The organism is Corallococcus sp. AB049A (genome assembly GCF_003668885.1).
Taxonomy (GTDB): Bacteria; Myxococcota; Myxococcia; order Myxococcales; family Myxococcaceae; genus Corallococcus; species Corallococcus interemptor.
The window spans coordinates 1-23,779 of sequence record NZ_RAWL01000090.1 but is presented as its reverse complement, the minus strand read 5'-3'; the positions used below and the strand labels follow the sequence as shown (position 1 = coordinate 23,779).

The 23,779-nt window shown below is 67.1% G+C and carries 16 protein-coding genes and 2 pseudogenes; 3 read left to right on the top strand and 15 right to left on the bottom strand.

Translation table 11 applies throughout. The annotated features are described in order from the left end of the window. Positions 1 to 285 (bottom strand): annotated as a pseudogene (locus tag D7X55_RS12735) (sigma-54-dependent Fis family transcriptional regulator); the annotation flags it as partial. A gap of 182 nt (positions 286 to 467) precedes the next feature. Between D7X55_RS12735 and D7X55_RS12730 the strand changes: the two are divergent. Then, a complete protein-coding gene (locus tag D7X55_RS12730) occupies positions 468 to 1,181 on the top strand; it encodes an HAD family phosphatase (protein ID WP_120546028.1) in 714 nt (237 codons plus the stop codon). On the opposite strand, the gene D7X55_RS12725 is transcribed toward D7X55_RS12730, so the two are convergent. The 10 genes from D7X55_RS12725 to D7X55_RS12680 all read right to left on the bottom strand — a co-directional run bounded on the left by D7X55_RS12725 (position 1,153) and on the right by D7X55_RS12680 (position 13,169). Continuing rightward, complete coding sequence (locus tag D7X55_RS12725) at positions 1,153 to 1,905, bottom strand: hypothetical protein (protein WP_233609819.1); 753 nt, start codon at positions 1,903 to 1,905, stop codon at positions 1,153 to 1,155. The two genes, D7X55_RS12730 and D7X55_RS12725, sit on opposite strands and share 29 nt — an antisense overlap. Positions 1,906 to 1,948: 43 nt before the next feature. Further along, positions 1,949 to 5,152 (bottom strand): TonB-dependent receptor, encoded by a 3,204-nt coding sequence (locus D7X55_RS12720; RefSeq protein ID WP_120546026.1) that lies wholly within the window; start codon positions 5,150 to 5,152, stop codon positions 1,949 to 1,951. Positions 5,153 to 5,262: 110 nt separating this feature from the next. Beyond that, complete coding sequence (locus tag D7X55_RS12715) at positions 5,263 to 5,475, bottom strand: hypothetical protein (protein ID WP_121723200.1); 213 nt, start codon at positions 5,473 to 5,475, stop codon at positions 5,263 to 5,265. An 899-nt stretch (positions 5,476 to 6,374) separates the two neighbouring features. Continuing rightward, a complete protein-coding gene (locus D7X55_RS12710) occupies positions 6,375 to 7,100 on the bottom strand; it encodes an SDR family oxidoreductase (RefSeq protein ID WP_233609818.1) in 726 nt (241 codons plus the stop codon). Then, entirely contained in the window at positions 7,090 to 8,481 is a 1,392-nt protein-coding gene (locus D7X55_RS12705) for an NAD(P)/FAD-dependent oxidoreductase (RefSeq protein ID WP_121723199.1), read from the bottom strand. The genes D7X55_RS12710 and D7X55_RS12705 overlap by 11 nt, the downstream gene beginning before the upstream one ends. Next, positions 8,468 to 9,745, bottom strand: coding sequence for a kynureninase (gene kynU, locus D7X55_RS12700; RefSeq protein ID WP_121723198.1), 1,278 nt, complete (start codon positions 9,743 to 9,745; stop codon positions 8,468 to 8,470). The genes D7X55_RS12705 and kynU overlap by 14 nt, the downstream gene beginning before the upstream one ends. Then, positions 9,742 to 10,758 carry an amidohydrolase family protein gene (locus D7X55_RS12695; protein ID WP_121723197.1) on the bottom strand — a complete coding sequence of 339 codons (1,017 nt, stop codon included), beginning with the start codon at positions 10,756 to 10,758 and terminating at the stop codon, positions 9,742 to 9,744. The genes kynU and D7X55_RS12695 overlap by 4 nt, the downstream gene beginning before the upstream one ends. Further along, positions 10,755 to 11,279: a 3-hydroxyanthranilate 3,4-dioxygenase gene (nbaC, locus tag D7X55_RS12690; RefSeq protein ID WP_121723196.1), complete on the bottom strand. Its 525-nt coding sequence runs from the start codon at positions 11,277 to 11,279 to the stop codon at positions 10,755 to 10,757. Before nbaC ends, D7X55_RS12695 begins: the two co-directional genes overlap by 4 nt. 1 nt (position 11,280) lies before the next feature. Beyond that, positions 11,281 to 11,709: a RidA family protein gene (locus tag D7X55_RS12685; RefSeq protein WP_014393721.1), complete on the bottom strand. Its 429-nt coding sequence runs from the start codon at positions 11,707 to 11,709 to the stop codon at positions 11,281 to 11,283. Between the two features lie 17 nt (positions 11,710 to 11,726). After that, positions 11,727 to 13,169, bottom strand: a complete 1,443-nt coding sequence (locus tag D7X55_RS12680; protein ID WP_120546021.1) for an aldehyde dehydrogenase — start codon at positions 13,167 to 13,169, stop codon at positions 11,727 to 11,729. Positions 13,170 to 13,355: 186 nt separating this feature from the next. Between D7X55_RS12680 and D7X55_RS12675 the strand changes: the two genes are divergently transcribed. Next, on the top strand, positions 13,356 to 14,144 hold the full coding sequence (locus D7X55_RS12675) for a 2-keto-4-pentenoate hydratase (protein ID WP_120546020.1): 789 nt from the start codon (positions 13,356 to 13,358) through the stop codon (positions 14,142 to 14,144). Between the two features lie 14 nt (positions 14,145 to 14,158). Here the strand turns inward: D7X55_RS12675 and D7X55_RS12670 are convergent, their stop codons facing one another. Together D7X55_RS12670 and D7X55_RS12665 are read right to left on the bottom strand one after the other, a co-directional pair. Next, on the bottom strand, positions 14,159 to 15,304 hold the full coding sequence (locus D7X55_RS12670) for a bestrophin family protein (protein WP_120546019.1): 1,146 nt from the start codon (positions 15,302 to 15,304) through the stop codon (positions 14,159 to 14,161). A gap of 136 nt (positions 15,305 to 15,440) precedes the next feature. Beyond that, positions 15,441 to 17,672 (bottom strand): hypothetical protein, encoded by a 2,232-nt coding sequence (locus tag D7X55_RS12665; protein WP_121723195.1) that lies wholly within the window; start codon positions 17,670 to 17,672, stop codon positions 15,441 to 15,443. A gap of 897 nt (positions 17,673 to 18,569) precedes the next feature. Between D7X55_RS12665 and D7X55_RS12660 the strand changes: the two genes are divergently transcribed. Continuing rightward, positions 18,570 to 21,401, top strand: coding sequence for a pentapeptide repeat-containing protein (locus D7X55_RS12660; RefSeq protein WP_121723202.1), 2,832 nt, complete (start codon positions 18,570 to 18,572; stop codon positions 21,399 to 21,401). Between the two features lie 155 nt (positions 21,402 to 21,556). On the opposite strand, the pseudogene D7X55_RS12655 reads toward D7X55_RS12660, so the two are convergent. Both D7X55_RS12655 and D7X55_RS12650 read right to left on the bottom strand, forming a co-directional pair. Further along, a pseudogene (locus D7X55_RS12655) lies at positions 21,557 to 22,397 on the bottom strand (IS5 family transposase). 91 nt (positions 22,398 to 22,488) lie between these two features. Then, positions 22,489 to 23,779: hypothetical protein (locus D7X55_RS12650; protein ID WP_233609817.1), on the bottom strand; the 1,291-nt coding region annotated here is incomplete at its 5' end.

The window sequence follows — 23,779 nt, the reverse complement described above, 5'->3', positions numbered from 1 at the left end:
CCCGTTCGCCCCGGCCTCGAAGCGCACCGGCGTGCGGCTGAGGAACGGGTCCCCCAGGGGCAGCGCCAGCACCGCGCCCGGGCGGCTGAAGTCCGGCGCGTTGCGCGACAGCGCCACCGCGCGCTCCCCGGACAGGAGCCCATCCAGCAGCAGCCGCTCCCCGATGCGCTGGGGCTGCGCGTGGCCAATGAGCGTCAGCGCCGGCATCACCTGGGCGGCCTGTGACGGCGTGCCCTGGGTGCGGACGGCGGTCGTGGAGAAATCCGTGGGGTTCTTGGGCGGCATGGACGTCCGGGGAAGCCTACAACGGGCTGGCTGCCCCGGGGCCTTGCAGACGGCGCTCCCGGCCCACGGCTGCTCGCAAGGTGGGCATGAGCGGTAGGAGTGGAAGCCACGCCCGCGTCCCATCCGATGAATAGGTTTGTGACGCGCGACGTGTGGTTCTTCGAGAGGAGTGCCCGACCCTCATGTCTCCATCGAGCCCGAACATCCCTGCCTTCGATGCCGTCCTCTTCGACCTGGACGGCGTCGTCATCGACACGACCGAACTGCACTACCGCGTCTGGGAGGACTTCGCCCGTGAGCGGGGCTACGTGCCCACGCGGGAGCAGCTGCTGGCCACCAACGGCCGCAGGGCCGGAGAGACGCTGCGCGCGTGGTTCGGCGAGGAGCTGGACGATGAGCAGGTGGCCGCGCTCACGGACGACCGCGAGCGGGCGTTCCACCGGCTGCTCGACCACGAGCCCCTGTCCTCGGTCCCCGGCGTGGGGGCCTACCTCATCTCCCTGAAGCAGGCGGGCGTGCCCTGGGCCCTCGGCACGAGCGCCCTGGCCCAGAACGCGGAGCGGGCCCTGGAGCGCGTGGGGCTGGAGCGCCTGTTCCCCGTGCGGGTGACGTCCACGGACGTGACCCAGGGCAAGCCGGATCCGGAGGTGTACCTCAAGGCCGCCGCCGCGCTGGGCGTGTCGCCGCACGCGTGCGTGGTGTTCGAGGACGCGGTGGTGGGCCTCAGGGCCGCGCGGGCGGCGGGCGCGGCGTGTGTCGCCGTCGCCACGTCCTTCCCGCGCGAAATCCTGGCGCGCGAGCGGCCTGACTTCCTGGTGAGGGACTTCCGGGACCTGCCTCAGGCCCTGCGCCCCGGAAGCCACGGCTTCACGGGGCCGACGGCACCTCACCCGTGAGCACGCAGATGAGCGCGTCCGGGTCGCACTTCACGGGGAACAGCGGGTTGATGCCGGAGCCGCGCAGCCGGCCCGCGTCGTAGTCCGCGTACGGGTCGCACAGCGCGTCGTCCGGCAGCTTCGTCTTGCTGTTCTGGCACTTCACCACCGGCCAGATGCCCTTCACGGTGTAGTCGGCGGTGCAGCCGTTCTCCGTGTAGACGAGGTCCGCGGTGAACTGCGTGCCCGGAATCTCCGGCGTGTTGTAGATGCGCAGGTTGCTCCACGCGTAGCCGTAGTCCTGCGCGGGCAGCACGCCGCCGTCGGGCGCCGTGGACGCGGGCACCTCCAGCCGCGTGGGCGTGAGCTCCGGCACCGAGCAGAAGTGGTCCGCCCCCGGCGTCGCGGACGCGAACGGGCCCACGGAGGTGGTGGCCACCTGCGAGTCCCCCGACAGCCGGGACGCGAAGTCCTCCAGCAGCTTGCCCAGCCGCGCGCTGCGCACGCCCACGGTGTCGGGCCCGGCCGGGTCGGGGCTGAAGAACTTCTGCATCCCCAGCGGCTCCGGCTTGAGCCGCGCGCAGACCTGGTCCGGGTTCTGCCCGGGCTTGAGCTGGTACGTCGCGGCGAACGAGCCGGTGGAGCCGTCCGACACGGCGCGCGCCACCACGCACTCGGCCTCCGGCTCACTGCCGCACGCGCCCACGGCGACGGCCGCGGCCGCGACCCCTGCGCTCACTGCCATCCAACGAAGCTTCATCGCTTGGGTCCTCATGGATGTCAGGCCTCTAGAAGCTGAGCTTCGCGCCCAGGCGGATGGAGCGCGGGGCCTGGTAGGCGGTGGGCCGCTTGAAGTTGGGGTTGATGTCCGTCACGGCGATGGGCAGCCCCGTGGCGGTGGAGATGACCTTGCAGTCCGGGCTGTTCGCGGTGAGGCAGGCGGTGAGGTCCGCCGGCTTGCCGCCCTGCTCGATGGGGTACACGCGCGCGGTGCTGAAGGTCTGGTCCACGTCCGTGTACTGCTGGAAGTTGAAGAGGTTGAACACGTCCAGGGACACCGTGAGGACGTAGTCCTTCACCAGCCGCTGGTTGAGGCCCACGTGCCCGTCCACGCCGTGCACCCAGGGCAGCCGGCCCGCGCTGCCGCGCGGCAGGATGAACGTCTCCGAGCCGCTGCGGCGCGGGTGCAGGCCCAGGTAGTTGAGCGGCGCGCCGGAGCGCGCCCGGTAGTTGCCGCCCACGTTGATGCTGGTGCGAGGCCCCAGCACCAGCTCCTTCGCGGCGAACACCTTGAAGTTGTGCGTGCGGTCGCCGGGCAGCTGCCCCTCGCGGTTGACGGTGAGCGACACCAGGTCGAAGTCGCGCGTGAGGTTGGGGGACAGCTGGCCGGTGTCCGCGCGGAACAGGCCGGAGTAGTTCCCGCGCAGGGTGGACCAGGTGTAGCTGGCCTGGGCCAGCCACCCGTTGGTGAAGGCGCGCTGGAAGTAGAGGTTGACCGCGTCGTACTCGCGCTTCGCCAGCGGGAAGTCCGTGGAGTAGCCCTTGCCCGGGTTGCCCAGGAAGAAGGTGCTGCCGTCGTCGCGGCTCATGTCCTCGATGACGTCGTTGAGGTTGCGCCGGGTGTACGTGGCGCCCAGGCGGCTCGCGGTGAAGAGCTCATACTCACCGCCCACCACGAACTCGTCCGCGGACTGGGCGCGAATCTTGGGGTCCACCGGCACGCGGTCTCCGCCCTGCGCGTCCCACAGCTGGTTGGGGCTTTCCCGGCTGCCAATGGGCTGGCGGTTGGCGTTCTGGGTGCAGTCGCCCAGCAGCGAGTCCTCACGGGAGGGAACGCACGGGGGCGAGTCGTAGGTGGCGGAGAGCAGCTGCTGCTGGGGGAAGGACAGGTCCGCCATGTCCAGGGGGACGTTCTCGAAGAAGCGCGCGAAGTTGGCGAAGAGCTTGGCGCGGCCGCTCTGCGTCGGGTCGTAGATGACGCCCAGGCGCGGGGACCACTGGTTGGGCAGGTGCAGGCCCACCTCGCCGTCCAGGCCGTAGATGGTCTGCACGTCGTAGCGCAGGCCCACGTTGACGGTGACCTTGTCCAGGACGGACCAGCTGTCCTGGAGGAAGCCGCCCACGGTGGTGGACGTGGAGGTGCCTTCCTTGTTGGGCAGGAACACCGGCAGGTCCGGCGCGGCCATGTAGCCGTACTGGTTGAGGGTGAAGAAGCAGTCGCCGCCGGTGCACTCCTGCCAGTGCGTGAAGCCGGTGCGCGCGCGGTTGTTGTAGAAGCTCATCCGCTCGATGTCCGCGCCGGCCTTGAGGATGTGGTGGCCCAGGGCCTCCAGCAGGTACGTGCCCATCACCTTGCCCTGCACGCGGTCCAGCCGCTGGACGCTGATGGTGCCGGGGCCGCCCGTGGTGTAGCCCGTCACGGGGCAGCGCAGCCGCTGCTCCTCGGGCGTGGTGCCGCAGGCGTTGGGGTCCGGGAGCGACTCGAACTCGTTGATGGTGTGGTAGCCGGGGTTCCGGTTGCGGGTCCACGAGATGCGCGGCTTCGCGTCCAGGCCCACGCCGGAGCCCAGGTCCGAGCCGTCCGACGGGAGGATGGAGTCCGCCTGGTGGTGCCAGCCGAGCGTCGCGTCCACGAGCAGCTTCTTGTCGAAGAAGGACGAGGCCTGCTTCGCGACGATGTCCATGGCGCTGTTGCTGCGCCGGGTGGCGATGGATTCATACGCGCCCTGCACGAAGCTGGTGCACGACAGGCTGGTGCACACCTCCGGCTCGCCGTCGTCGCTGAAGGCGTACTTGCCGCTGCCGCCGGACGAGCGGGGCGTGCCGAACACGGACACGGACAGGCTGTGGTCCGGGTTGAAGTTGTAGGTGAGCTTGCCCAGGTACTGCACGCTGCGCTCGTCGGCGAAGCGGGTGGTGCGGCTGCCGTCGATGGGCGTCACCTGGGAGAAGCCGGTGGTCGGGTCCTTGCGGCGCGCGCCCACGGCGGAGCAGCCGTTGGCGGGGTCCACCTCCGAGCACAGCTCGTAGCTGCTGAGCTGGCGGTCCACCTGGATGCGATTGAAGGACGGCGCGACGCCCACGTAGAACCAGAGCTTGTCCTTGAGCAGGGGGCCGCCCAGGTCGAAGCCGAAGTCGCCCAGGTTGTGGGCGCTGCCCTGCGCGGAGATGACGCTGCCTTCGCGCAGGACATTCGTGCCGGAGCGCTGGAGCACGCCGGGCGCGTAGTTGGCGAACACGGAGCCGTGGAACTCATTGGAGCCGGACTTGGTGACGACGTTGAGCACGCCGCCGGTGGAGCGGCCGTACTCCGGCATGTAGCCGCCGGTGATGACGTTGACCTCTTTCACGAACTCCACGGACAGGGGCGTGCCCAGGGTGCCCACGCCGGGGTCGTTCACGGACAGGCCGTCCACGACGTACTGGCTCTCCGGCGACGAGCTGCCGCTGATGCTCACGCCGTAGCGGTCCTCGGTGGCGCCGGGGGCCAGTTCGGCCAGGCCTTCGAAGGAGCGGGACGCGGAGCCCTTGGTGCCGGGGCGGATGACCGCGATGTTGCGGATGAAGTCCTGGTCCACGGTGACGCCGGCGGCGCTGGAGCCCACGTCCACGCTGGGTGGCGAGCCGACGACCTCGATGTTCGAGCTCATGCTGTCCGGCGCCAGCTCCGCGTTGAAGCGGATGGTGCGGTCGATGCGCAGCAGGATGCCGTCGCGGACGTAGGGCTGGAAGCCCTGGGCTTCGAAGCGCAGCGTGTACATGCCCGGCGGAAGCTGCGGGATGCGGTACAGGCCGCTCTTGTCGGTGAGCACGGTGCGCTCGCCCTGCAGTTGGGGCGACGTGGCGGTGACGACCACGTTCTCCAGTTTCTGCTTGTCGAGTGCGTTCGCCAGGGTCCCGGTGATGACCGAGTTGCCCTGGGCCCACGCCCCGGCGCCCCACAACACGACCATGAGCCACAGCCCACGGATGAAACCGATTCGTCTGAGCACGTCCGCGCCCCTCCCGGCGAGGGGCGAACTTTGTCGCAAAACGTGAGAAATCCACCAGCCCAAATCAAAGAGACTTTGCTGTCAGAGCGGAAAACAGCTGGCCCACTGCGTCAGAGGATGTTCCCGGGCTCTGAAGTGAAGAGCGCGTGGAAGAGGGTGGTCTCCGGCGGCTTCATGAGGTTGACGTAGAGGGGGACGGGCGTCTGCGCGACTTCAAGGGGGAGCGCGGTCGCGCCGTACTCGGCCTCGATGTGCCGGGCGAGCGTGTCCGCGATGCCTTGCAGCTCCGGCGGGATGAGGCCCAGGAACACCTTCGACTCCATGAGGTGCTTCGCGAGGAAGACCCGGCGAACACAATGCACGGTGTAGAGGGGGCCAGGATGCTGAGGTACCCGGCGACCGTCCAGGTGGTTTGCGGGCGCATCATGTCCCGCTCCTGATGCGGGTAGACCAGCACGCAGAAGCTGGGATTCGCCAGGCCCGGCGTGTAGTCCCAGGCATCGCAGCCGGGAAGCGCCTTTCGAAGCGTCTTCACGAAGGACCCCCAGCGGGGCCTCTCCGCATTCTTCTCCTCCCAGAGGGCTTCGTAGCGAAGGTCCTCGGGACTGGGGTCCTGACGGAAGCGATAGGCCTCGTCGTCCCCCCAGTAGAGACGTGCAACCGCGAGCAGGTCTTCGGCGGAGGGCGTCATGGCTTTCCACGCTTGGATTTGAGGGTGAGCGTCGCCGGATGGCACTGTTGCCTGACCCGTGAGCCGACAACCGCCGCGTCGAGTGCGGTCGTGAGGGTGTTCCTGAACTCCTCACATGCAAGACCGAGGGCTGTTACCGGGGTGGTTGAGCTGAACACGGCCTGGGCCGCCAGATTGGCTCCGAGCCTTTGACCTGGGAGGCATTCCAATTCTCAAGCGGCATTGAAAGACCTCTCCCGTGTCACGCCGGAGTGGGACATGGACACAGGCCTCTCTCCAGCCTCCGGCTCCTGGCTCTGTCTTGCTCACTACGGTGACGAACTTGAAGTGCCGCGGCTGGAGGCTTCCCTCCACCACGGTTCCGGTACTCGTCGCGCAGCCCGTGAGCAGTCCCAGGTATACCGCCCGCTTTATCGCGTCCATGGTCTTCCCCCCGGAAGACCACCGACGTCACTTCAAACTCCTTTCAACGCTCCATCGTCTCGAGGGATGGGCTGTCTCCGCTGAGACACGCGGGGCATCGTCACCGCGCTAGAAGCCCTTCAGCGCTCCACCATCGCAGGCGATGGACTGGCCGCTGATGTACGCGGCCGGCTCTGACGCCAGGAACGTCACCAGCGCCGCGAACTCCTCCGGCCTCCCCAGCCGCCTCGCCGGGATGTTCGGCGCGACCTTCTCATCCGACAGGCCCAGGTCCTTCATCCGGTCCGTCGCGTGGTAGCCCGGCAGCGCCGCGTTCACCGTGATTCCATACGGCGCCACTTCGTTGCTCAGGCTCTTCACCAGCCCCAGCAACCCCGCGCGCAGGCCGTTGGACACCGTGAGGTTGTTCATCGCCTCGCGCGCCGCCGTGGACGTCACCAGCACGATGCGGCCCCAGCCCTGCGCCTTCATGCCCGGCAGTGCTTCCTGAATCGCATCCACCGTGGCCAGCCACAGGCTCTGGAACCCTGTCTGCCATTGCTCCACCGTGATGGCCTCGAAGCCTCCGGACGGCGGACCGCCCGCGTTCACCACCAGCACGTCCAGGCCGCCCAGCTTCCCGGTCACCTCACGCACCAGCCCGCGCGCGGCTCCGGGCTGCGTCAAATCACACGGCACGGCCAGCGCCGCGCCCAGCTCCTTCGCCGCCTTCGCGAGCTTCTCCCCGCCTCGCGAGGACACCGCCACCGTCGCGCGCTCCTTCACCAGCGTGTCCGCGATGGCGCGCCCCAGCCCCGACGACGCGCCCGTCACCAGCGCGCGCCTACCCTTCAAGCCGAAATCCATCCGCGTGCTCCTCCATGAAAGGGGTCAGCCGGCCGCGAATCAGCTTCGCCGCCAGGTCCAGGTTCACGTCCTCCGGCCGCTTCAGGTCCTTCGCCAGCTCCGACACGATGCCGCCCGCGATGCTCCCCACCCCGTACGCCAGCCGGTAGGGCACGCGGCTGAAGCTCACCAGCGTGTAGCGGCTGACGAACTCGCCCGGGAACGCGTTGAGCAGCACCTTCTCCACGCCCTTCTCCAGCAGGAAGCGCGGATCCGCCGTGCTGTCGCGCATCTCGATGAAGTTCTCCACCGCCATGTCCGCGATGGCGTCCGCGTTCGTCTTGCGCAGCCGCTCGAACTCGCTGAACGCCGCGGCCTGGTCCGTCTGCTTCGACAACAGCGCGTCCAGCACCACGCAGTCCTCGAAGCCGCAGTTCATCCCCTGCCCGTAGAACGGCACGATGGCGTGCGCCGCGTCGCCCAGGAGCAGCGTGCTTCCGCCCGCCTGCCACGGCGCGCACTTCACCGTCACCATGTGCCCGGTGGGCCGGGAGAAGAACTCCTCCACCAGCCCCGGAATCAGCGCCTTCGCGTCCGGGAACTGCTCCTGGAAGAACGCCTCCAGCGCGGCGGGCGTCTGGAGCGACGCGAAGCTCGCCGGCCCCTCCCACGGCAGGAACAGCGTGCAGGTGAAGCTGCCATCTTCATTCGGCAGCGCGATGAGCATGTACGTGCCGCGAGGCCAGATGTGCAGCGCGTGCTTCTCCATCTGGAAGCGTCCGCCCGCGCCCGCCGGAATCGTCAGCTCCTTGTAGCCATGCCCCAGCGTCTCGGAGTTCGCCTGGAAGCCCGGCTGGGACTGCATCGCCTGCCGCACCGCCGAACCCGAGCCGTCCGTGCCGAACACCACCGCGTCGCGCAGCTCGCGCGTCTCGCCCGTGGCCTCGTCCAGCACCGTGAGCCTCCCCGCCGCCGGATCCGCCTGCGTCACCCGCTGACGGAAGCGGATGGACACGCGGCCCGTCTTCTCCGCCTGCGTCATCAGGAACTGGTTCAGCCAGCCGCGCGAAATGGAATTGATGTGCTGTGAGTCGTCCTTCCCATACGGCTGGAAGGCCAGGTCTCCCTTCACCGGGTGGATGACCCGCCCGCGCATGGGGATGGCGTGCTTCAGCGCCTCCTCCTCCAGGCCCACCTGCCGCAGGGCGTGCAGGCCGCGCGTGGAGATGGCCAGGTTGATGGAGCGCCCCGCGTCCACCGTCTCGCGGCGCATGTCCGCCCGGCGCTCCAGCACCTCCACCGTGTGGCCCCGGCGGGCCAGGTACAGCGAGAGCAGCGAGCCCACCAGGCCCGCTCCCACCACCGTCAGCTTCGACTCATTCGAGGGCATGGGCCTCCAGCGCCTTCACGAAGCGGAAGACGTCCAGGTACGTGTTGTAGAGGGGCGTGGGCGCGGCGCGGATGATGTCCGGCTCGCGGAAGTCGCAGATGATGCCGCCCGCGGCCAGCCGCTGGAGCAGCCGCTTCGGCTCGCCCTTGAAGCGCAGCGACAGCTGCGCCCCGCGCTGCTTCAAGTCGCGCGGCGTGGTGATGGTGACGTAGCCCGCGGGCAGCCGGTCCAGCAGGTACTCCATGTAGCCCGTCAGGTGGTCGCTCTTCGCGCGCAGGGCCGCCATGGTCGCCTTGTCGAACAGCTCCAAGGACGAGCGCAGCGCCGCCAGCTGGAAGATGGGCGGGTTGGACAGCTGCCACCCCTCCGCGCCCGGCAGCGGATCGAACGTGGGGCCCATCTCGAAGCGCGTGGCCTTGTTGTGCCCCCACCAGCCCTCGAAGCGCGGCAGCTGGGGAGAGTGCGCGTGGCGCTCGTGCACGAACACGCCGCCCAGGCTGCCCGGTCCGCCGTTGAGGTACTTGTACGAACACCACACCGCGAAGTCCGGCCCGTCGTCGTGCAGCGACAGCTTCAGGTTGCCCGCCGCGTGCGCCAGGTCGAAGCCCACCATGCAGCCCTGGGCGTGCCCCGCGCGCGTAATCTCCTTCAGGTCGAACGCCTGCCCGGTGAGGTAGTTCACGCTGCCCAGCATCACCAGCGCGAGCTCCTTCCCGTGCCGCTCGATGGCCTCCAGGATGTCCTCGGAGCGCAGCGTGTTCTCACCCTCGCGGGGCATCAGCCGGACGATGGCCTCCTTCGGGTCGTAGCCGTGGAAGCGCGCCTGCGACGCCACCGCGTACTGGTCCGACGGAAAGGCGCCGCCCTCAATCAGGATCTTGAAGCGCTCGCGCGTGGGCCGGTAGAACGACACCATCATCAGGTGCAGGTTCACCGACAGGGTGTTCATCACCACGACTTCCAGCGGCTGCGCGCCCACCACGCGCGCCACCATCTCCGTGAGCAGCTCGTGGTAGGGCAGCCACGGGTGGCGGCCGTGCATGTGGCCCTCCACGCCCAGCCGCTCCCAGTCCTCCATCTCCATCTGCACGTACTTGCGCGCCTTGCGCGGCTGCAGCCCCAGCGAATTGCCCGCCAGGTAGATGGACGGCGCGCCGGAGGGGGCCGGAGGGAAGAGGAACTCGTCGCGCAGGGGCCTCAGCGGATCCGCCGCGTCCTGGCCGTAGGCGAACACATCGGAGTTCTCGTAGACAGGGGCCGTCATGGTGCGAAGTCCTCGTGCGAGCGCCCCAGCCACTCCAGGGCATTTCGGGACAGCAGCCGCTCGCGCACCGAAGGCGCCAGGTCCGTCAGCGACTCGATGAGCGTGCCGGGCCGCTCCTCGCCCAGCGGGAAGGGGTAGTCACTGCCCAGCGCCACCTTGTCCGCGCCAAACAGCTTCACGATGGAGTGCAGCGTCTCCGCGTCGTGCACCAGCGAGTCCACCCAGAACCGCCCCAGGTAGTCGCGCGGCGCGACCTTGTTGTCCACCGCGACCAGGTCCGGGCGCACTTCGAAGCCGTGCTGGATGCGGCCCAGCGTGCCGGGGAACGCGCCGCCGCCGTGCGCGAACGCGAAGCGCAGCTTGGGCAGCCGCTCCATCACCCCGCCGAAGATGAGCGAGCAGATGGCCAGCGACACCTCCGCCGGCATCCCCACCAGCCACGGCAGCCAGTACTTCGTCATCTTCGCCTCACCCATCATGTCCCACGGGTGAACGAAGACGGCCGCGCCCAGGTCGCTCGCCGCCTGGAAGAAGGGGAAGAGGGCCGGGTCGGACAGGTTCAGGTCATTGACGTGGCTGCCAATCTGCACGCCCGCGAACCCCAGCTCCCGCACGCAGCGCTCCAATTCCTTGACCGCCAGGCCGGTGGATTGGAGCGGCACCGTGCCCAGGCCCACGAAGCGCTTGGGCGCCGTCGCCACCGCGCCGGCCAGGTGGTCGTTGAGGAAGCGCGCCACCTCCAGGCCGTCTTGAGGCTTCGCCCAATAGCTGAACAGCACCGGGACGGTGGACAGCACCTGCACCTGGACACCGTGCGCGTCGCACTCGGTGACACGCTGCTTCGGGTCCCAGCAGTTGCTTTCAATCTCGCGGAAGAACTTCCCGTCGTCCCGCATCATCCGCGCGCGGCAGGGCGCGTGGTGGTCCAGCGTGATGAAGCCGCCGTAGCCGAAGCGCTCGGCGAAGCGGGGGAACTCCGGGGGGAGCAGGTGCGTGTGGATGTCGACCTTCACTTGGGCGCACCACCCCGCGTCACCTTCGTGCCGCACTTCCTGCACGTGCAGTGGTCGGGGTTGCCGTAGAAGTGCTCGAACACCGGCGGCAGCTGCGTCACCAGGTTGGTGACGTGCAGCGATTCTTCATAGAGCTTCTCGCCGCACTTGGGGCACAGCCAGAGGAAGGAATCCAATTCCTGCGGCTGGCGGCGGCGCTCCAGCACCAGCCCAATGGTGTTCGGGGGGCGCTGCGGCGAGTGCGGCACCTTGGGCGGCAAGAGGAAGATCTCCCCCTCGCGGATGGGGATGTCCTGCACCTGCCCGTCGTCGATGACGCGCAGGGTGATGTCGCCCTCCAGCTGGTAGAAGAACTCCTCGCCCTCGTTGACGTGGAAGTCCGTGCGCGCGTTGGGGCCGCCCACCACGGTGACCATGAAGTCCCGGTCCGCCCAGACCTGCTGGTTGCCCACGGGCGGCTTGAGCAGGGGGCGGTGCTCGTCGATCCACTTCTTGAAGTTGATGGGGGTCAGTCGGCCCATGTCACTCGTCTCCAATGGTGGCGATGCACTTGAGTTCAATCGCGATGGGGGTGGGCAGCGCGTTGATCTCCAGCGTGGTGCGGCACGGCGGGTTGTCCTTGAAGTACTCCGCCCACAGCCGGTTGTACGTGGGGAAGTCCCGCTTCATGTCCGTGAGGTACACCGTCACGTCCACCAGCCGCTCCCACGACGAGCCCGCGTCCTCCAGGATGTAGCGCACGTTGCGGAACACGGAGTGGCACTGCGTCTCGATGTCGTACGAGACGATGTTGCCCGCCGCGTCCAGCTCCACGCCCGGGATGGCCTTGCTGCCGCGCTCGCGCGGGCCCACGCCGGACAGGAACAGGAGATTTCCCACACGGCGCGCGTGGGGATAGAGCCCCACCGGCTCCGGGGCCTTCTTCGAATCGATCCGCTCGCCAGCGCTCACGTGTGGCTCTCCCAGGCTCAAAGCTTGATGCAGACGTTCTTGGGCTCGGTGAAGAAGCGCAGCGCGTCCCAGCCGCCCTCGCGGCCCACGCCGGACTCCTTCACGCCGCCAAACGGCGTGCGCAGGTCGCGCAGCATCCAGGTGTTCACCCAGACGATGCCGCTGTGCAGCCGGGACGCGAAGCGGTGCGCGCGCGTCAGGTCCTTCGTCCACACGCTGCCGGCCAGGCCGTAGCGCGTGGAGTTGGCCCACGACAGCACCTCCTCCTCGTCGTCGAAGGGCATCAGCGTGGCCACCGGACCAAAAATCTCTTCCTGGTTCGTGCGGCACGTGGGCGCCAGGCCCTCCACCAGCGTGGGCTCGATGAACCAGCCGTTCGCGCAGCGGCCGGGCACGCTCGCGCGCTGGCCGCCGGTGAGGATGTGGCCGCCCTCCTGCTTCGCGAGCGCGATGTAGCCCATCACCTTCTCGAAGTGCTCTCGCGACACCAGCGCGCCCTGGTCCGTGCCGTCCACCAGCGGGTCACCGACCTTGAGCGCCTGGGTGCGCGCGACCAGCGCATCCTTGAAGCGCGGATACAGCGAGCGCTGCACGAAGATGCGCGGGCCGCAGAGGCAGATCTGGCCCTGGTTCGCGAAGGACGAGCGCAGCGTGGTGGCCAGCGCCTCGTCGAAGTCGCAGTCCGCGAAGATGACGTTGGGATTCTTCCCGCCCATCTCCAGGGACAGCTTCTTGAACGCAGGCGCGGCCACGCGGGCAATCTCCGCGCCCGTGCGCGTGCTGCCGGTGAAGGAGATGGCGCTGACGTCCGGGTGGCGCGTGAGCGGCCCGCCGACGTGGGGCCCCAGGCCGTGCACCAGGTTGAGCACGCCCGGCGGCAGCCCCGCGTCGCGGCACACCTGCGACAGGAGGAAGGCCGTCATCGGGGTGACTTCCGACGGCTTGGCCACCACGCAGTTGCCGGCCGCCAGCGCGGGGGCGATCTTCCACGTCAGCAGGTACAGCGGCAGGTTCCACGGCGAGATGCAGCCCACCACGCCCAGCGGCGAGCGCAGCGTGTAGTTGAGCGCCACGCCGTCCATGGGGTGCGCTTCACTGGAGAACTGCGTCGCCGCGTCCGCGAAGAACTCGAAGTTGAGGACGCTGCGCGGGATGTCCACCGTGCGCGCCACCGACAGCGGCTTGCCCGTGTCGATGGACTCCGCCCGCGCGAAGGCGTCCAGGCGTTCGTGGATGAGGCCCGCGATGCGGCGCAGGTAGCGCGAGCGCTCGATGGCCGGCAGGGCGGACCACGCGGGGAAGGCCCGGCCCGCGGCCTCCACGGCGGACTGCACGTCCACCTCGCGCGAGTCCGGCACGTGCGCGTAGAGCTGGCCCGTCGCGGGCTCGGGCTTGTCCAGCCACTGGCCGCCCGCCGCGGGCACCAGCTCGCCACCGATGTAGTTGAGGACCTTCTCCAAGGCAGCGCCCTCCTTCAGGGAGACGCGGCAATGTATGTCGCGGCCGTCCGAAGCCTCCAGGATTCCGAACGGCTGGCGTCGGATGGCGCTCGCTTGCGCGGCCGTCTGGCTCCCAGCGCGTTGGGGACCCGCTCCACAGGTGAATCCTTGGTGGAATTGCGGGCCGGGCATGGAAAAGATTCGCGCATGACCTCGACTGTGGATGTGGCGGGCCTGGCTGGAATCCTGGACGCGGCGCGGCGCGAGCGCCGTGAGGTGCCGCCCCTGTCGCACGCGCACCCGCACCTGACGGTGCCGGACGGCTACGCGGTGCAGGCGGAGGGCATCCGGCTGCGCGAGGCCCAGGGCGAGCGGGTGGTGGGCCTGAAGATGGGCTTCACGTCGGAGGCGAAGCGCAAGCAGATGAACCTGGGCTCGCCCATCTTCGGCGTGCTCACGGACCGGATGCGCGTGCAGCCCGGCGGCGTGGTGCGCGTGGGCGCGGGCATCCACCCGCGCATCGAACCTGAAATCGCCTTCCGCACGTCGAAGGAGCTCAAGGGCACCGTCACGCGCGATGAAGTGCTGGACGCGTGCGAGGCCGTCTTCGCGGCCATGGAGGTCCTGGACTCGCGCTTCGTGGGCTTCAAGTACTTCAGCCTGCCGGACGTGGTGGCGGACAACGCGTCGTCGTCGCTGTTCGTGCCGGGCACCCTGGAGCGGGGCCCGCGCGAGCTGGACCTGACGAAGCTCCAGATGCGCATGGAGGTGAACGGCAAGGTGGAGGGCGAGGCGCGCTCGGACGCCATCTCCGGTGACCCGGTGGTGTCCCTCATCCAGCTGTGCGCGCTGCTCGCGGAGCGCGGCCAGGTGCTGCCCGCCGGGAGCCTGGTGCTGTCCGGCGCGGCCACCGCCGCGTACCTGATGAAGCCCGGCGACCACGTGCGGCTGACCGTGGACGGGCTGGGCACCGTGGAGGTGACCGCGGCGCCCTAGTCTGGCGACCGGCTTCAGTACAGCAGGCCGTCCTTGGGCTGGACGGGCGGAGGCAGCTCGGCTTCGCCCAGCATCTGCCGCAGGTTGATCTCGATGGTGCGGCAGAGCGCCGTCATGGGCGTGTCGCTGACGGCGTCCTCGAAGGGGTTCTCCACGTCGCGGCCCACCGCGTCCATGGCGATGAAGAGGAACGCGATGATGGCGGTGACGAGCGGCGTGAGCACGCCCAGGTCCGCCACGACGCCCAGGGGCAGCATGGTGAGGTAGGCGCGCACCATGGCGTGCGGGAGGATGTCGTACTGGCGGGGCAGGGGCGTGTTCTTGATGCGCTCGCACGCGCCCAGGGAGTTGGTCAGCTCCGTGAGCGTCTCGTCCAGCGACACGCGCATGTAGACCTTCTCCGGGTGGTCGATGTCGCTGTAGATGCGGCGTATGCGCGTGCCCATCCACAGGAGGATGGCGGCGGGCACGTTCTGCTCCACGCGCAGCGCCTCCAGCACGGACGGGCGGAAGAACGGGGTGATCTCCGGGAAGGGATCCTGCCGCCGCAGATGGCAGCGCAGCGCGTTCACGAAGCCCACCTGCGCATAGACCAGCTCGCGCGCGTCCTCGGTGATGCCCTCGAACATGCTGGGGATGCCCCGGGGCGTCTCCACGCCCGGGTGGAGGAACGTGGCCAGGTTCGCGCGAGGCGCCCCCGGGCCGCGCAGGTCGCGCGCATGGCCGAACTGGTCTCGCACCGCGCCGTCGCCCACCTTGGACCAGGCGGGCGCCAGCGCGGGCCCCTCCGGCTGCACGGCCACCTGGACCAGGCGGGACGCGGCGGAGGGCGTCTCCGGGGTGCCGTCGCTGCGCTGGGCGCGGGGCGCGGGCAGGAACGTCAGCACCTGCCGGGCGAGCGTGCGCGACGCGTTCACCAGCCCGCCCCAGATGGTGCGCGCCTCCCACCAGCGCTCATAGGCGGAGTTGTTGCGGAAGCCGAGCAGCACGCCCAGCGCCGCGGCCAGCAGCGTCACCGGCAGCGCCGGCACCGACAGCCACGGGGTGTTCAACACCTCGTAGCCCAGCGAGATGGCCAGCGCGATGACGATGTGGACGACGACAGGGCGCCCCGTGTAGCGAAGGATGATCCGCCAGGACAGCATCCGACCGACGATCATCTCGCGGGGCTCCTCGGCATGGCCGTGTGCGTGAGGAGCTGGATGTAGTGATGCCCGCACGACGCGGCAATGCGCCGCGTCACCTGCGAGCCCCCATTCGGCCGGAAGCGGACGGAAGGGGGGCCCGGTGCGCCCGTCAGGCCCGCGACTTGGAGAAGACGATGCTCGTGCCCGTGCCCGGCACCGTCACGGTGAAGGTGCGCTCCACGGTGGCCAGGCCGTTGCCGCCGCGCGACGCCAGCTCCAGGAAGAACGCGCCCGTGGTCTTCAGGTGGAAGGACTGGGCCCACGACTGGGACAGGTCCTTGAACGCGCCGGCGAAGACGGAGGGCGAGCGCTGCTCGCTGTTGCGCAGGTCCAGGAGCCCCGCGCGCAGGTCACGCCACTTGGACACGGTGCCGGGGTTCTTCTGGATGATCTCCGCGAACGTCAGCATGCCGTTGCCCAGCTGCCCCTCGATGTACGCGAAGGTCCCGACGAGCGGGTTGTTCTTCAGGTGCGCGGCGGCCGTCTTCGCGGCGTCCGCGGCGGACCAGTTGTGCGCCAGGTACTCCTTCCACAGGGGCGCGTAGACGGACTCGCGCACGGTGGGCCGGTCGCGGCACTGCACGTTGTACCAGGGCAGGGCGCGGGCCAGCGCGCGGGCGAAGGCGGAGTGGGCATCCGGATCCGCCGCGTGCTGGATGACGTCGCGCAGCGTCCGGTTGTCCAGCTTCAGCTCCACGCGCGTCTCAATCTCCTTGCCGCCGGAAGCGTCGCGGATCCGCTTGAGGACCTCCTCCTCCTCGGCGTCATCCAGCGCGCCCCACACGATGGCCTCGTCCACGGCCTGGCGCAGGTCGTGGTCCGACAGCTTGCGCGCGTCGTGGGCCAGCAGCAGGTACAGGCCCAGGTCGAAGTCAGCGACGGTGGGGGACTTGCGGAACTCCGCCATGTCCGCCTTGAAGTCCGCCGTCCAGTGCATGTACGGCGTGAGCAGCGTGCCCTTGTAGCCGCGCACGCCCAGGAACGAGATGCGCTGGGGCGACTCCTTCTCCAGGCTGTTGCGCTGCACCACCTGGGTGAGCTCGCGCGTGTCGCTGCCGCCCAGCGCCCACTTGCCCAGCTTCAGGGAGAAGCCCCAGGCCTTGGACTCCTTGTTGACCTCCTTGAGCAGGCACTGCTCCAGCGCCATCCCTTCCGCCTGCATCTTCTGCATCGCGCTGTCCATCCGCCCGGACACGAGCAGCGGGTGCAGCGTGCGGGCCTGCGCGTCGGTGCACACGGTGGACAGGAGCGTGGTCTGCTCGCGCAGGCGCAGGTATTCGTAGCGGAAGCCCAGCTCGAACTTGGACTCGGCCAGCGCCTGGACGCGCGTGCGCACGTCCGTGCGCAGCTTCTCCCACTGCGTGCGCAGCGCCGTGGTGTTGGCCTCCAGCTCTCCGAAGCCCAGCCGGTCCAGGATGATGCGCAGCACCTTCGTCTCGTTCTCGGAGAGGGTGTGCGCTTCCAGCTTCGTCATCAGGGAGTCGAACTCGGACAGCGGCACCGACAGCAGTCCTTCGAGGACGTGCTCCACCTGGGTGACGAGGGCGGCCGGGTCGGTGAGGCTGGCCTCCACGTGGAGGCTGGCCGTCACGCCGGCCTCGCGCGCCACCACCTTCTTCACCTGCACGCGCACCTGCCCGGCCGCGGGGCGGGAGAAGATGACGGCGTAGTCGTCCACCACCTTCACCTTCGCGGACACGGTGGCGCCCGCCTTGGCCTCGAAGGCGACCATCGTGCTGGCGGACAGGAGCTTCGTCAGCGTCTGGAGGTTGGACGTGTAGACGTCCGTCCAGTCCAGCGTCGCGGTGACGGACAGCTCACCGCGCGCCTGGAAGGCGATGGCGTCCCCCACGCCCAGCTTGTCCAGCGACGCCGTGAGCAGGGGCAGCCGCAGCTCCGGCGCGTCCTTCTTCAGCGCGTCGCGCGCCTTCGTGTCCTGCGTGTGCCGGTGGTAGTCCGCCAGCAGCACGCGCACGTCGCCGTTGGCCGCCAGCGCCACGTAGGGCAGCGGGAAGCCGACCTCCGCCTTCACGCGCGCCTCCACGCCGTACTTCAGCCATGCGTTGTCGCCGCCGTAGACGAGGGCCGGCGCCAGCTGCTCCGCCGCGTCACCGGGGGCCTCGCCCACGACGCCGGCCGCGTCCACGTCCGCGGGGGCGTCATAGCCCTCCACGAAGCCGCGCGCGGACACGTCGAAGGCGAACGTCAGGGGGCCCAGCTTCTCCCCGGCGGGGAGCGCGTAGCTGGCGGTCGGCAATTCCACGCGGATGTCCGAGCCCTTGAGCGGCGCATCCGGCAGCACCTTCGACACTTCGTCCAGCAGCACGAGCTTCCACGACATGACGGCTCCCTCCCACGACGTCCACGGAAAGGCCGCATCCTACATCGCCGGTCCCGCGAGGGATGCTTGACATGAAGCAGTCATAGCGACCTACCAGGGGTGAGCCCACGCTCGTTGTCTCAGCCGCACAGGGCTGCATTGGTCGGGTCAGCGTCGCCGGGTGCGTGGAGCGCGCCATCGGTTCATTGCTCAGCTACGCCATCAACACAGCGTTGACGTTCTCGATGCTGGAGCCTTCCGGCAGGAGGACGAAAAGCCGGGTTGGCTGCACCGCTCTGCTGTCTCCTCACGCGGCCGTTGATGAAGATTTCGGGCGATGACGGGCGGGCCAATCGGTGCAGGAGTTGCTTGATCTGGACTTCGGTGGCGATGGGGTCCTTCGCCTGGAGGAGCAGGTCCGGCCCGGCCCTTCGGCTCTGCTCCGCGTTCCCCCTCATCTGTCGTGGAACGTAGAGAAGGAAGGGGCAATGGCAGGTGGCAATAGCTCATCGCCTTTTGGGGCGCCTTCTCGTACTCCATGCGCGGTCCATGCGGCGTGCATCCGGACGTCGCTCCTAAGGAGCCACGCGGACTATAGAACTGTTTCGCCAAGCGCACGCTAGCATAGTACAACTAGTCCCGATGGCTTCGGGTCTGCAAAGATCTCAGGGCCGACATCCACTGCGGATTTCCAGCCTCGTCTGCTGCGTCATGGTCCTGCGCTGACTCCAATCTGACATCATTGATAGCTGCGAACTGCGGGACAACCCTCCTATCCGTTCAGTTCGGCAGCCGACCGACTTTCTTCTATGCTTAGTAGCCCTACAGGTTGCACAGCGCGCTTGGTTAGGCGCCGCCTTGCCGTCAAAATAACGTACTCAACACAACGCCAGAGCCAACAAAAGGCCGCTAGTGACCATGCAACCATCTGCCCTGTCGCTGACAAAGCCTATTTCTATACTCAAGAAAGAACTCACGGCCGATTTTAAGGCGATATTTAAGGCAGCCGCCAAGGCTGCGATAGCCAAGGACTGGCGAGAGGTCGCGACTGCTGCTGCTGACGTTGCAGCCGCCATCGGGCTTCAAACCCAGCCGGAAGAAATGGCTTGGCTCCTTGTTCGTCGCTCGCTCCTGTATGCTGTTTGTGAGATTGTCAACGACTGTGCGGATATTATCGCCAGAAATCCAGGAGTGGAGCCTGATGGTTTTGCTGAGATCTTGGAGTCGAAGTTAGCGGAGGCTGAATACAGCATTTCTTCTGAGTTCTTCGATAACCCGGCGGGGTTCGAATTGCTCGACGTGCTCAGCGAGCCGTTGAAGTCCTGGCTCAATAGTCACGGATTTAGCGCTGCCGAGGCAAGCTCCACGGCAGGGCGCCTGCCAAGTTACTTTGTTTACGCGCTTAATGAAGAGTGGCGTCGTCATCCTGATGAGTATTGCAAGGTCGAAAAGGCCCTCAATACGCCCTTTGCTAGTGCGAGTGAGCGAGATCGTGCTTGGAGTTTGTATCAAGCGCGATTGCGGCGTGAGGTTGATCGCCGAATGTTCGGTGAGGCTTTCGGATTGTCGAATGTCTATGTGGCGCCGAGGGCATATCATCTAGAAAAAATTGAGCCTGGAATGGGAGGGCCTGGAAATGTGCAGATAGAGGCTCATGAGTCCGTGAAGCGCCGTGTTGTCGTTGACTTGGAAGTTGAGCTTGAGGATTGGCTGAAAAAAGCAGAAAGAGAAGATGCTGTTCGAGTTGTCGCCGGTGGCCCTGGGATTGGGAAATCCTCATTTGCTAAAATGTTTGCGGCTAAGGAGTCGGCAAAGCGCAGACATGTTTTGTATGTTCCGCTTCATCTTTTTGATCCTGCTGGTGATGTCGAGCATTCAGTTGGAAGGTTCTTCAAGGAAACGCAGGTATTTCAGGACAATCCGCTAGACCTCCGAACAGGGCCACGTCAATTGCTCTTGATTTTTGATGGGCTCGATGAACTTGCCATGCAAGGCAAGGAGGCGGCCGAAATTGCAAAGAACTTCCTGGATGAAATCAGAAAGTTCGTCGAGGTTCGCAATTACGACCAGGTTCGTCTCCAAGTGCTTATTTTCGGTCGCGAGTTGGTTGTTCAGGCAAATGGGACGCAGTTTCGCAAGGCTCGTCAAATATTCCACATCCTCCCGTACTTCGTTACAAAGGAAGACCGACTTCGTTGGGCGAAGGAAGGTTGTAGGGATGATGATGAGTTGCTGGGGCGCGACGACCGGGATGCTTGGTGGCGTAACTACGGCATAGCCACTGGTCGCCCTATTGAGGCAATGCCCAATGAGCTGAAAAGACGCGATCTGACCGAGATTACGGCGCAGCCGCTGCTGAATTATTTGGTTGCCCTTAGTCTGGCGCGTAATCGAATTGATTTCCGGAAGGAGATTAATCTCAATGAGGTTTACAATGATTTGCTTGAGGCTGTTTTTGAGAGGGAGTATGCGGATGGGCGGCAACATCCGTCAGTAGGAGGAATGTCGTTTGAGCTTTTTGATAGAATTCTTCAAGAGATTGCTTTGGCTGCTTGGCATGGCGACGGACGAACAACAACAGTGAAGGAGATCGAGGTTCACTGTGAGAGCAGCGGTCTGTCCGAATTGCTTGCGGCATTTCGAGGTGGACGGTCTTCTGGAACATCGCGGCTTTTGGCGGCATTCTATTTTCGACAGCATGGACATCGAGAGGGGGAACAGACGTTTGAGTTTACTCATAAGAGTTTTGGCGAATATTTGACGGCGAAGCGGTTGCTGGAGGGACTGGTTGGGATGGAGGAGGAGCTTGGGCGGAGGAAGAAAAAGTACGATAGAGGATGGGATGATCGACGTGCGCTTGAGGAATGGGCAAGGCTCTGCGGGCCATCTGCAATGGATGAGGACCTCTTTCGGTTTGTACGAAATGAGATTCGCCTAGCAGGTGAAAAGAAGGCTGCGCGTTGGCAGGCGCTGGTTTGTCAGCTTGTTGATTTTATGTTGCGCCATGGAATGCCAATGGAGCGGCTAGGGTCGAGGCTGACGTATCAGGAGCAGGTCAGGCAGGCTCGAAACGCAGAGGAGTCTTTGCTTGCTGTTCTTCATGCCTGTGCATTGGTGTCTGGAAAGACAAGTAGGATATCATGGCCGGAGCGAACCAGCTTTGGTTTGATGATTTCCAGGCTCCAGGGGCAGCGGCATGGGCCGAAAAACACATTGGCGTTTGATTGTGTTTGCATGCTTGATCTCCGGGATTGTGCTTTGGATATGCGCGATCTTTATTCTGCGTTTCTCCGGAGTGTGAATCTGACTGGTGCGAGCGCGTATCATGCGATCTTGAGTCATGCCGACTTGTCTGGGGCCAATCTGTCTGGTGGGTTTTTCGTTTTGGCCGATTTTAGTGGTGCGAGTCTTGCTGATGCCAATATGGTTGAGTTTAGGGGTGAGCAGGCGGTTATGCGTCAGACGAAGCTACAAGGGGCTAAGATGAGGCGGGCAATATTGACGGGAGCTGACTTGAGGCAGGCTGATTTGACTGGTGCAGATTTGACTGGTGCTAACTTGGTTGATGTTGATTTTAGAGGTGCGAAGCTTGCTGGTGCTATTTTGGCAAAGGCCGATTTGAGGGGAGCTATGTTTGATGGTGCGGATTTGACTGGTGCCGACTCGGCCGGTGCCGTGGTGGAGGGAAGCGATGTAAAGGGGGCGAAGGGTAGTCGGGCTTCATCTGGTCAGGGGACATTGCCGCTCTAATTCTTGGGGTGTTTCTTCCTTTGACTGAAAAGACTACGAGCAGAAGCTAGCCTCCAGTGAGGCTTTGATCTGGCTGGCCATGACAGCGCTCCTGCTGCTCCGACTCGCTCCAGCATGATGGGTCGGCAACACCTCTAAGAGCGTTGTCTGATCGGCTAGAGCGTGTCCGCAAACCAGAGCCAGATGGAGGCGGTGAGAACCATCGCCAAGTAGTTAGCAGCGTGCTTCTCGTAGCGCGTCGCCACGCGCCGGTTCTGCTTCAAGCGATTGAAGAGACACTCCACGCGGCAGCGCTTGCGGTAGGCAGCGTGACGGAAGGAGCGAAGGCGCGGCTGGTCCGAGCGGGTGGGTATGACCGCCTGCATGTGGTGCGCATGGCACCAAGTGCCCAGGCTGTTGACGCTGTAGCCCTTGTCTCCCACGAGGGCGTCCGGCAGCCTGCGCGGCGCCCCCGGCGTATGCGCTCGCGGGACGCTTCCGCCGGCCATCAGCGCTGGGAAGGCTTGCGTCTCGTGGCGTTGGCCCGCTGTCAGTGCAAAGACGAGGAGACAGCCCTGGCCTTCGGCCCGGACGTGGAGCTTGGTCGAGAAGCCTCCCTGGCCACGCCCGAGCGCTGCGGCCTCCCCCTTCTCTCGGTGTCCCCCGAGCTTCTGCCGCATGCTGGTGGGCTCGCACCACACTGGCGTTGACTTAGTGCAGCGTCAAATCCAAGCGCCCGTCTTCATGCGCTTCGGCCTGCAACTGGCGCAGGATTCGCACCCAAATGCCCGCTTCCTGCCAGCGGTAGAAGCGGCTGCTGAGCGTCTTCCAGCTCCCGAAGCGCTCGCGCGGGACTTCTCTCCACGGCACGCCCGTGCGCAGCACCCAGTAGGTGCCATCCAGCATCAGGCGATGGTCCTTCTTCGGCCGTCCCCTGGCCGGCCGCTGCGGTGGCAGTAGGCCGGCCAGTCGTTCCCATTGCGCATCTGTCAGCTCCCCCGGCTCATGCCTCCTCAACGCCGGGCGCCCTCGACCTGTCTTGCGGACACGCTCTAGCCTCCGCCGCCACTAGCCGTGATGGCTGCGGCGACATCGCCAGTCGGACGTGTCAGGGCACGTCGTGGACCTGCTGGAGCAGGGGCGCTCCGTCCGCCTTCACGACGATGGGCTCCGGCATCAGCCCCTGGACGCACGAGCGGATCTGCGCCTCGGACTCGTCCACGCGCTCCAGGACCAGCGACGTCGTGCGGGTGGGGAGCGCGCGCGGCCACTGGCCCCCTTGCGCGCGGGCCACGTCGACCTCCGCCAGGGCGATGAGGGACTCGGAGCGCAGCGCGCGCAGGTCCAGCGCCTCCTGGTCCTCGGACGACAGGCGCACCGACGGGGCCTCCGCCTGGCGGAAATACGCCCCGGCGTTCCGCGCCTCCAGGGCCGTCAGCGCGCGGCGGCGCTCCTCCGGCGGTTGATCCGCCACGGCGATGAGGCGGTCCGCGTCCTCCACCCACTGGCGCCACTGGAGCCGGCGCCGCAGGGCCCGGGGCTGCCCGGGCGCGTCGAACCACGTGGGCGGCAGCGCGGCGCGGCCCTCGTCGGTGAGCAGGTCGCGGAAGGCGTGCAGCTGCGCGGCGACGGACTCCTCGTGCAGCGTCAGGGACACCGGCGGGATGCCCTCGTGCAGCCGGGTGAGCTGGGAGATGGCCTGGCGCTTGCGGGTCAGCGAAGCCGAATCGAGCGCGTCCGCGCAGGCCCGCCACGCCCGCGCGTAGCCCGCCGCGGACAGCCGCTGCCCCACGAGCCCGCCGCCCAGGGCCAGCTCCCGGCTGAGCGCGAGCGTGTCCACGCACGTGTCCACCGCCAGGTCCGAGTCCCCGCGCGACACGAGCAGCCGCGTCTCCAGCGCCGCGTCCTCCACCACGCGCCGGAGCGCCTGGAGCAGCGCGTCCCGGCGGGACACCTCCGGACCGGACAGGGGACGCAGGTCCTCCGGGAGCCCGCCGGACTCCGCGTGGGTGGCGGCGAGCACCTGCCGCATCAGCGGGCGGCCCCGCTCCAGGGCGTCGCGGCGGGAGGCGGGGAGGTCCGTCACCGGAGCGTGGCCTTCCAGCACGGCCTCGAGCGTCTCGGCCTCCGCGTCGGTGAGGGCCGGGGCTTCACGGGCCTGCTGGAGCAGCGCGGGCAGGAGCGGCGCCATCGCGTCCCCGAAGCTGCCGGGCCGCGAGGGGGTGACGTGCACCGGGCGCGGGTGTTCCGCCTGCGTCAGGATGTTCACCTCGCGCAGCAGCCGCTCCTCCAGCGCGTCGGTGCGAAGGTGCTGGTGCGCCAGCGCCCCGAGGCTCACGAGGACGGACAGGGACACGCCTCCCATGAGGGCGGGGAGGGGGCTGTCTCTTATACACAAC

Bases quoted from the DNA above. Each gene is read 5' to 3' on its own strand.
- kynU (WP_121723198.1), bottom strand. From the start codon at position 9,745: ATGACGGCCCCTGTCTACGAGAACTCCGATGTGTTCGCCTACGGCCAG.
- D7X55_RS12715 (WP_121723200.1), bottom strand. From the start codon at position 5,475: ATGGAGTCGAAGGTGTTCCTGGGCCTCATCCCGCCGGAGCTGCAAGGC.
- D7X55_RS12730 (WP_120546028.1), top strand. From the start codon at position 468: ATGTCTCCATCGAGCCCGAACATCCCTGCCTTCGATGCCGTCCTCTTC.
- D7X55_RS12725 (WP_233609819.1), bottom strand. From the start codon at position 1,905: ATGGCAGTGAGCGCAGGGGTCGCGGCCGCGGCCGTCGCCGTGGGCGCG.
- nbaC (WP_121723196.1), bottom strand. From the start codon at position 11,279: ATGGGCCGACTGACCCCCATCAACTTCAAGAAGTGGATCGACGAGCAC.
- D7X55_RS12670 (WP_120546019.1), bottom strand. From the start codon at position 15,304: ATGATCGTCGGTCGGATGCTGTCCTGGCGGATCATCCTTCGCTACACG.
- D7X55_RS12665 (WP_121723195.1), bottom strand. From the start codon at position 17,672: ATGTCGTGGAAGCTCGTGCTGCTGGACGAAGTGTCGAAGGTGCTGCCG.
- D7X55_RS12660 (WP_121723202.1), top strand. From the start codon at position 18,570: ATGCAACCATCTGCCCTGTCGCTGACAAAGCCTATTTCTATACTCAAG.
- D7X55_RS12705 (WP_121723199.1), bottom strand. From the start codon at position 8,481: ATGCCCTCGAATGAGTCGAAGCTGACGGTGGTGGGAGCGGGCCTGGTG.
- D7X55_RS12675 (WP_120546020.1), top strand. From the start codon at position 13,356: ATGACCTCGACTGTGGATGTGGCGGGCCTGGCTGGAATCCTGGACGCG.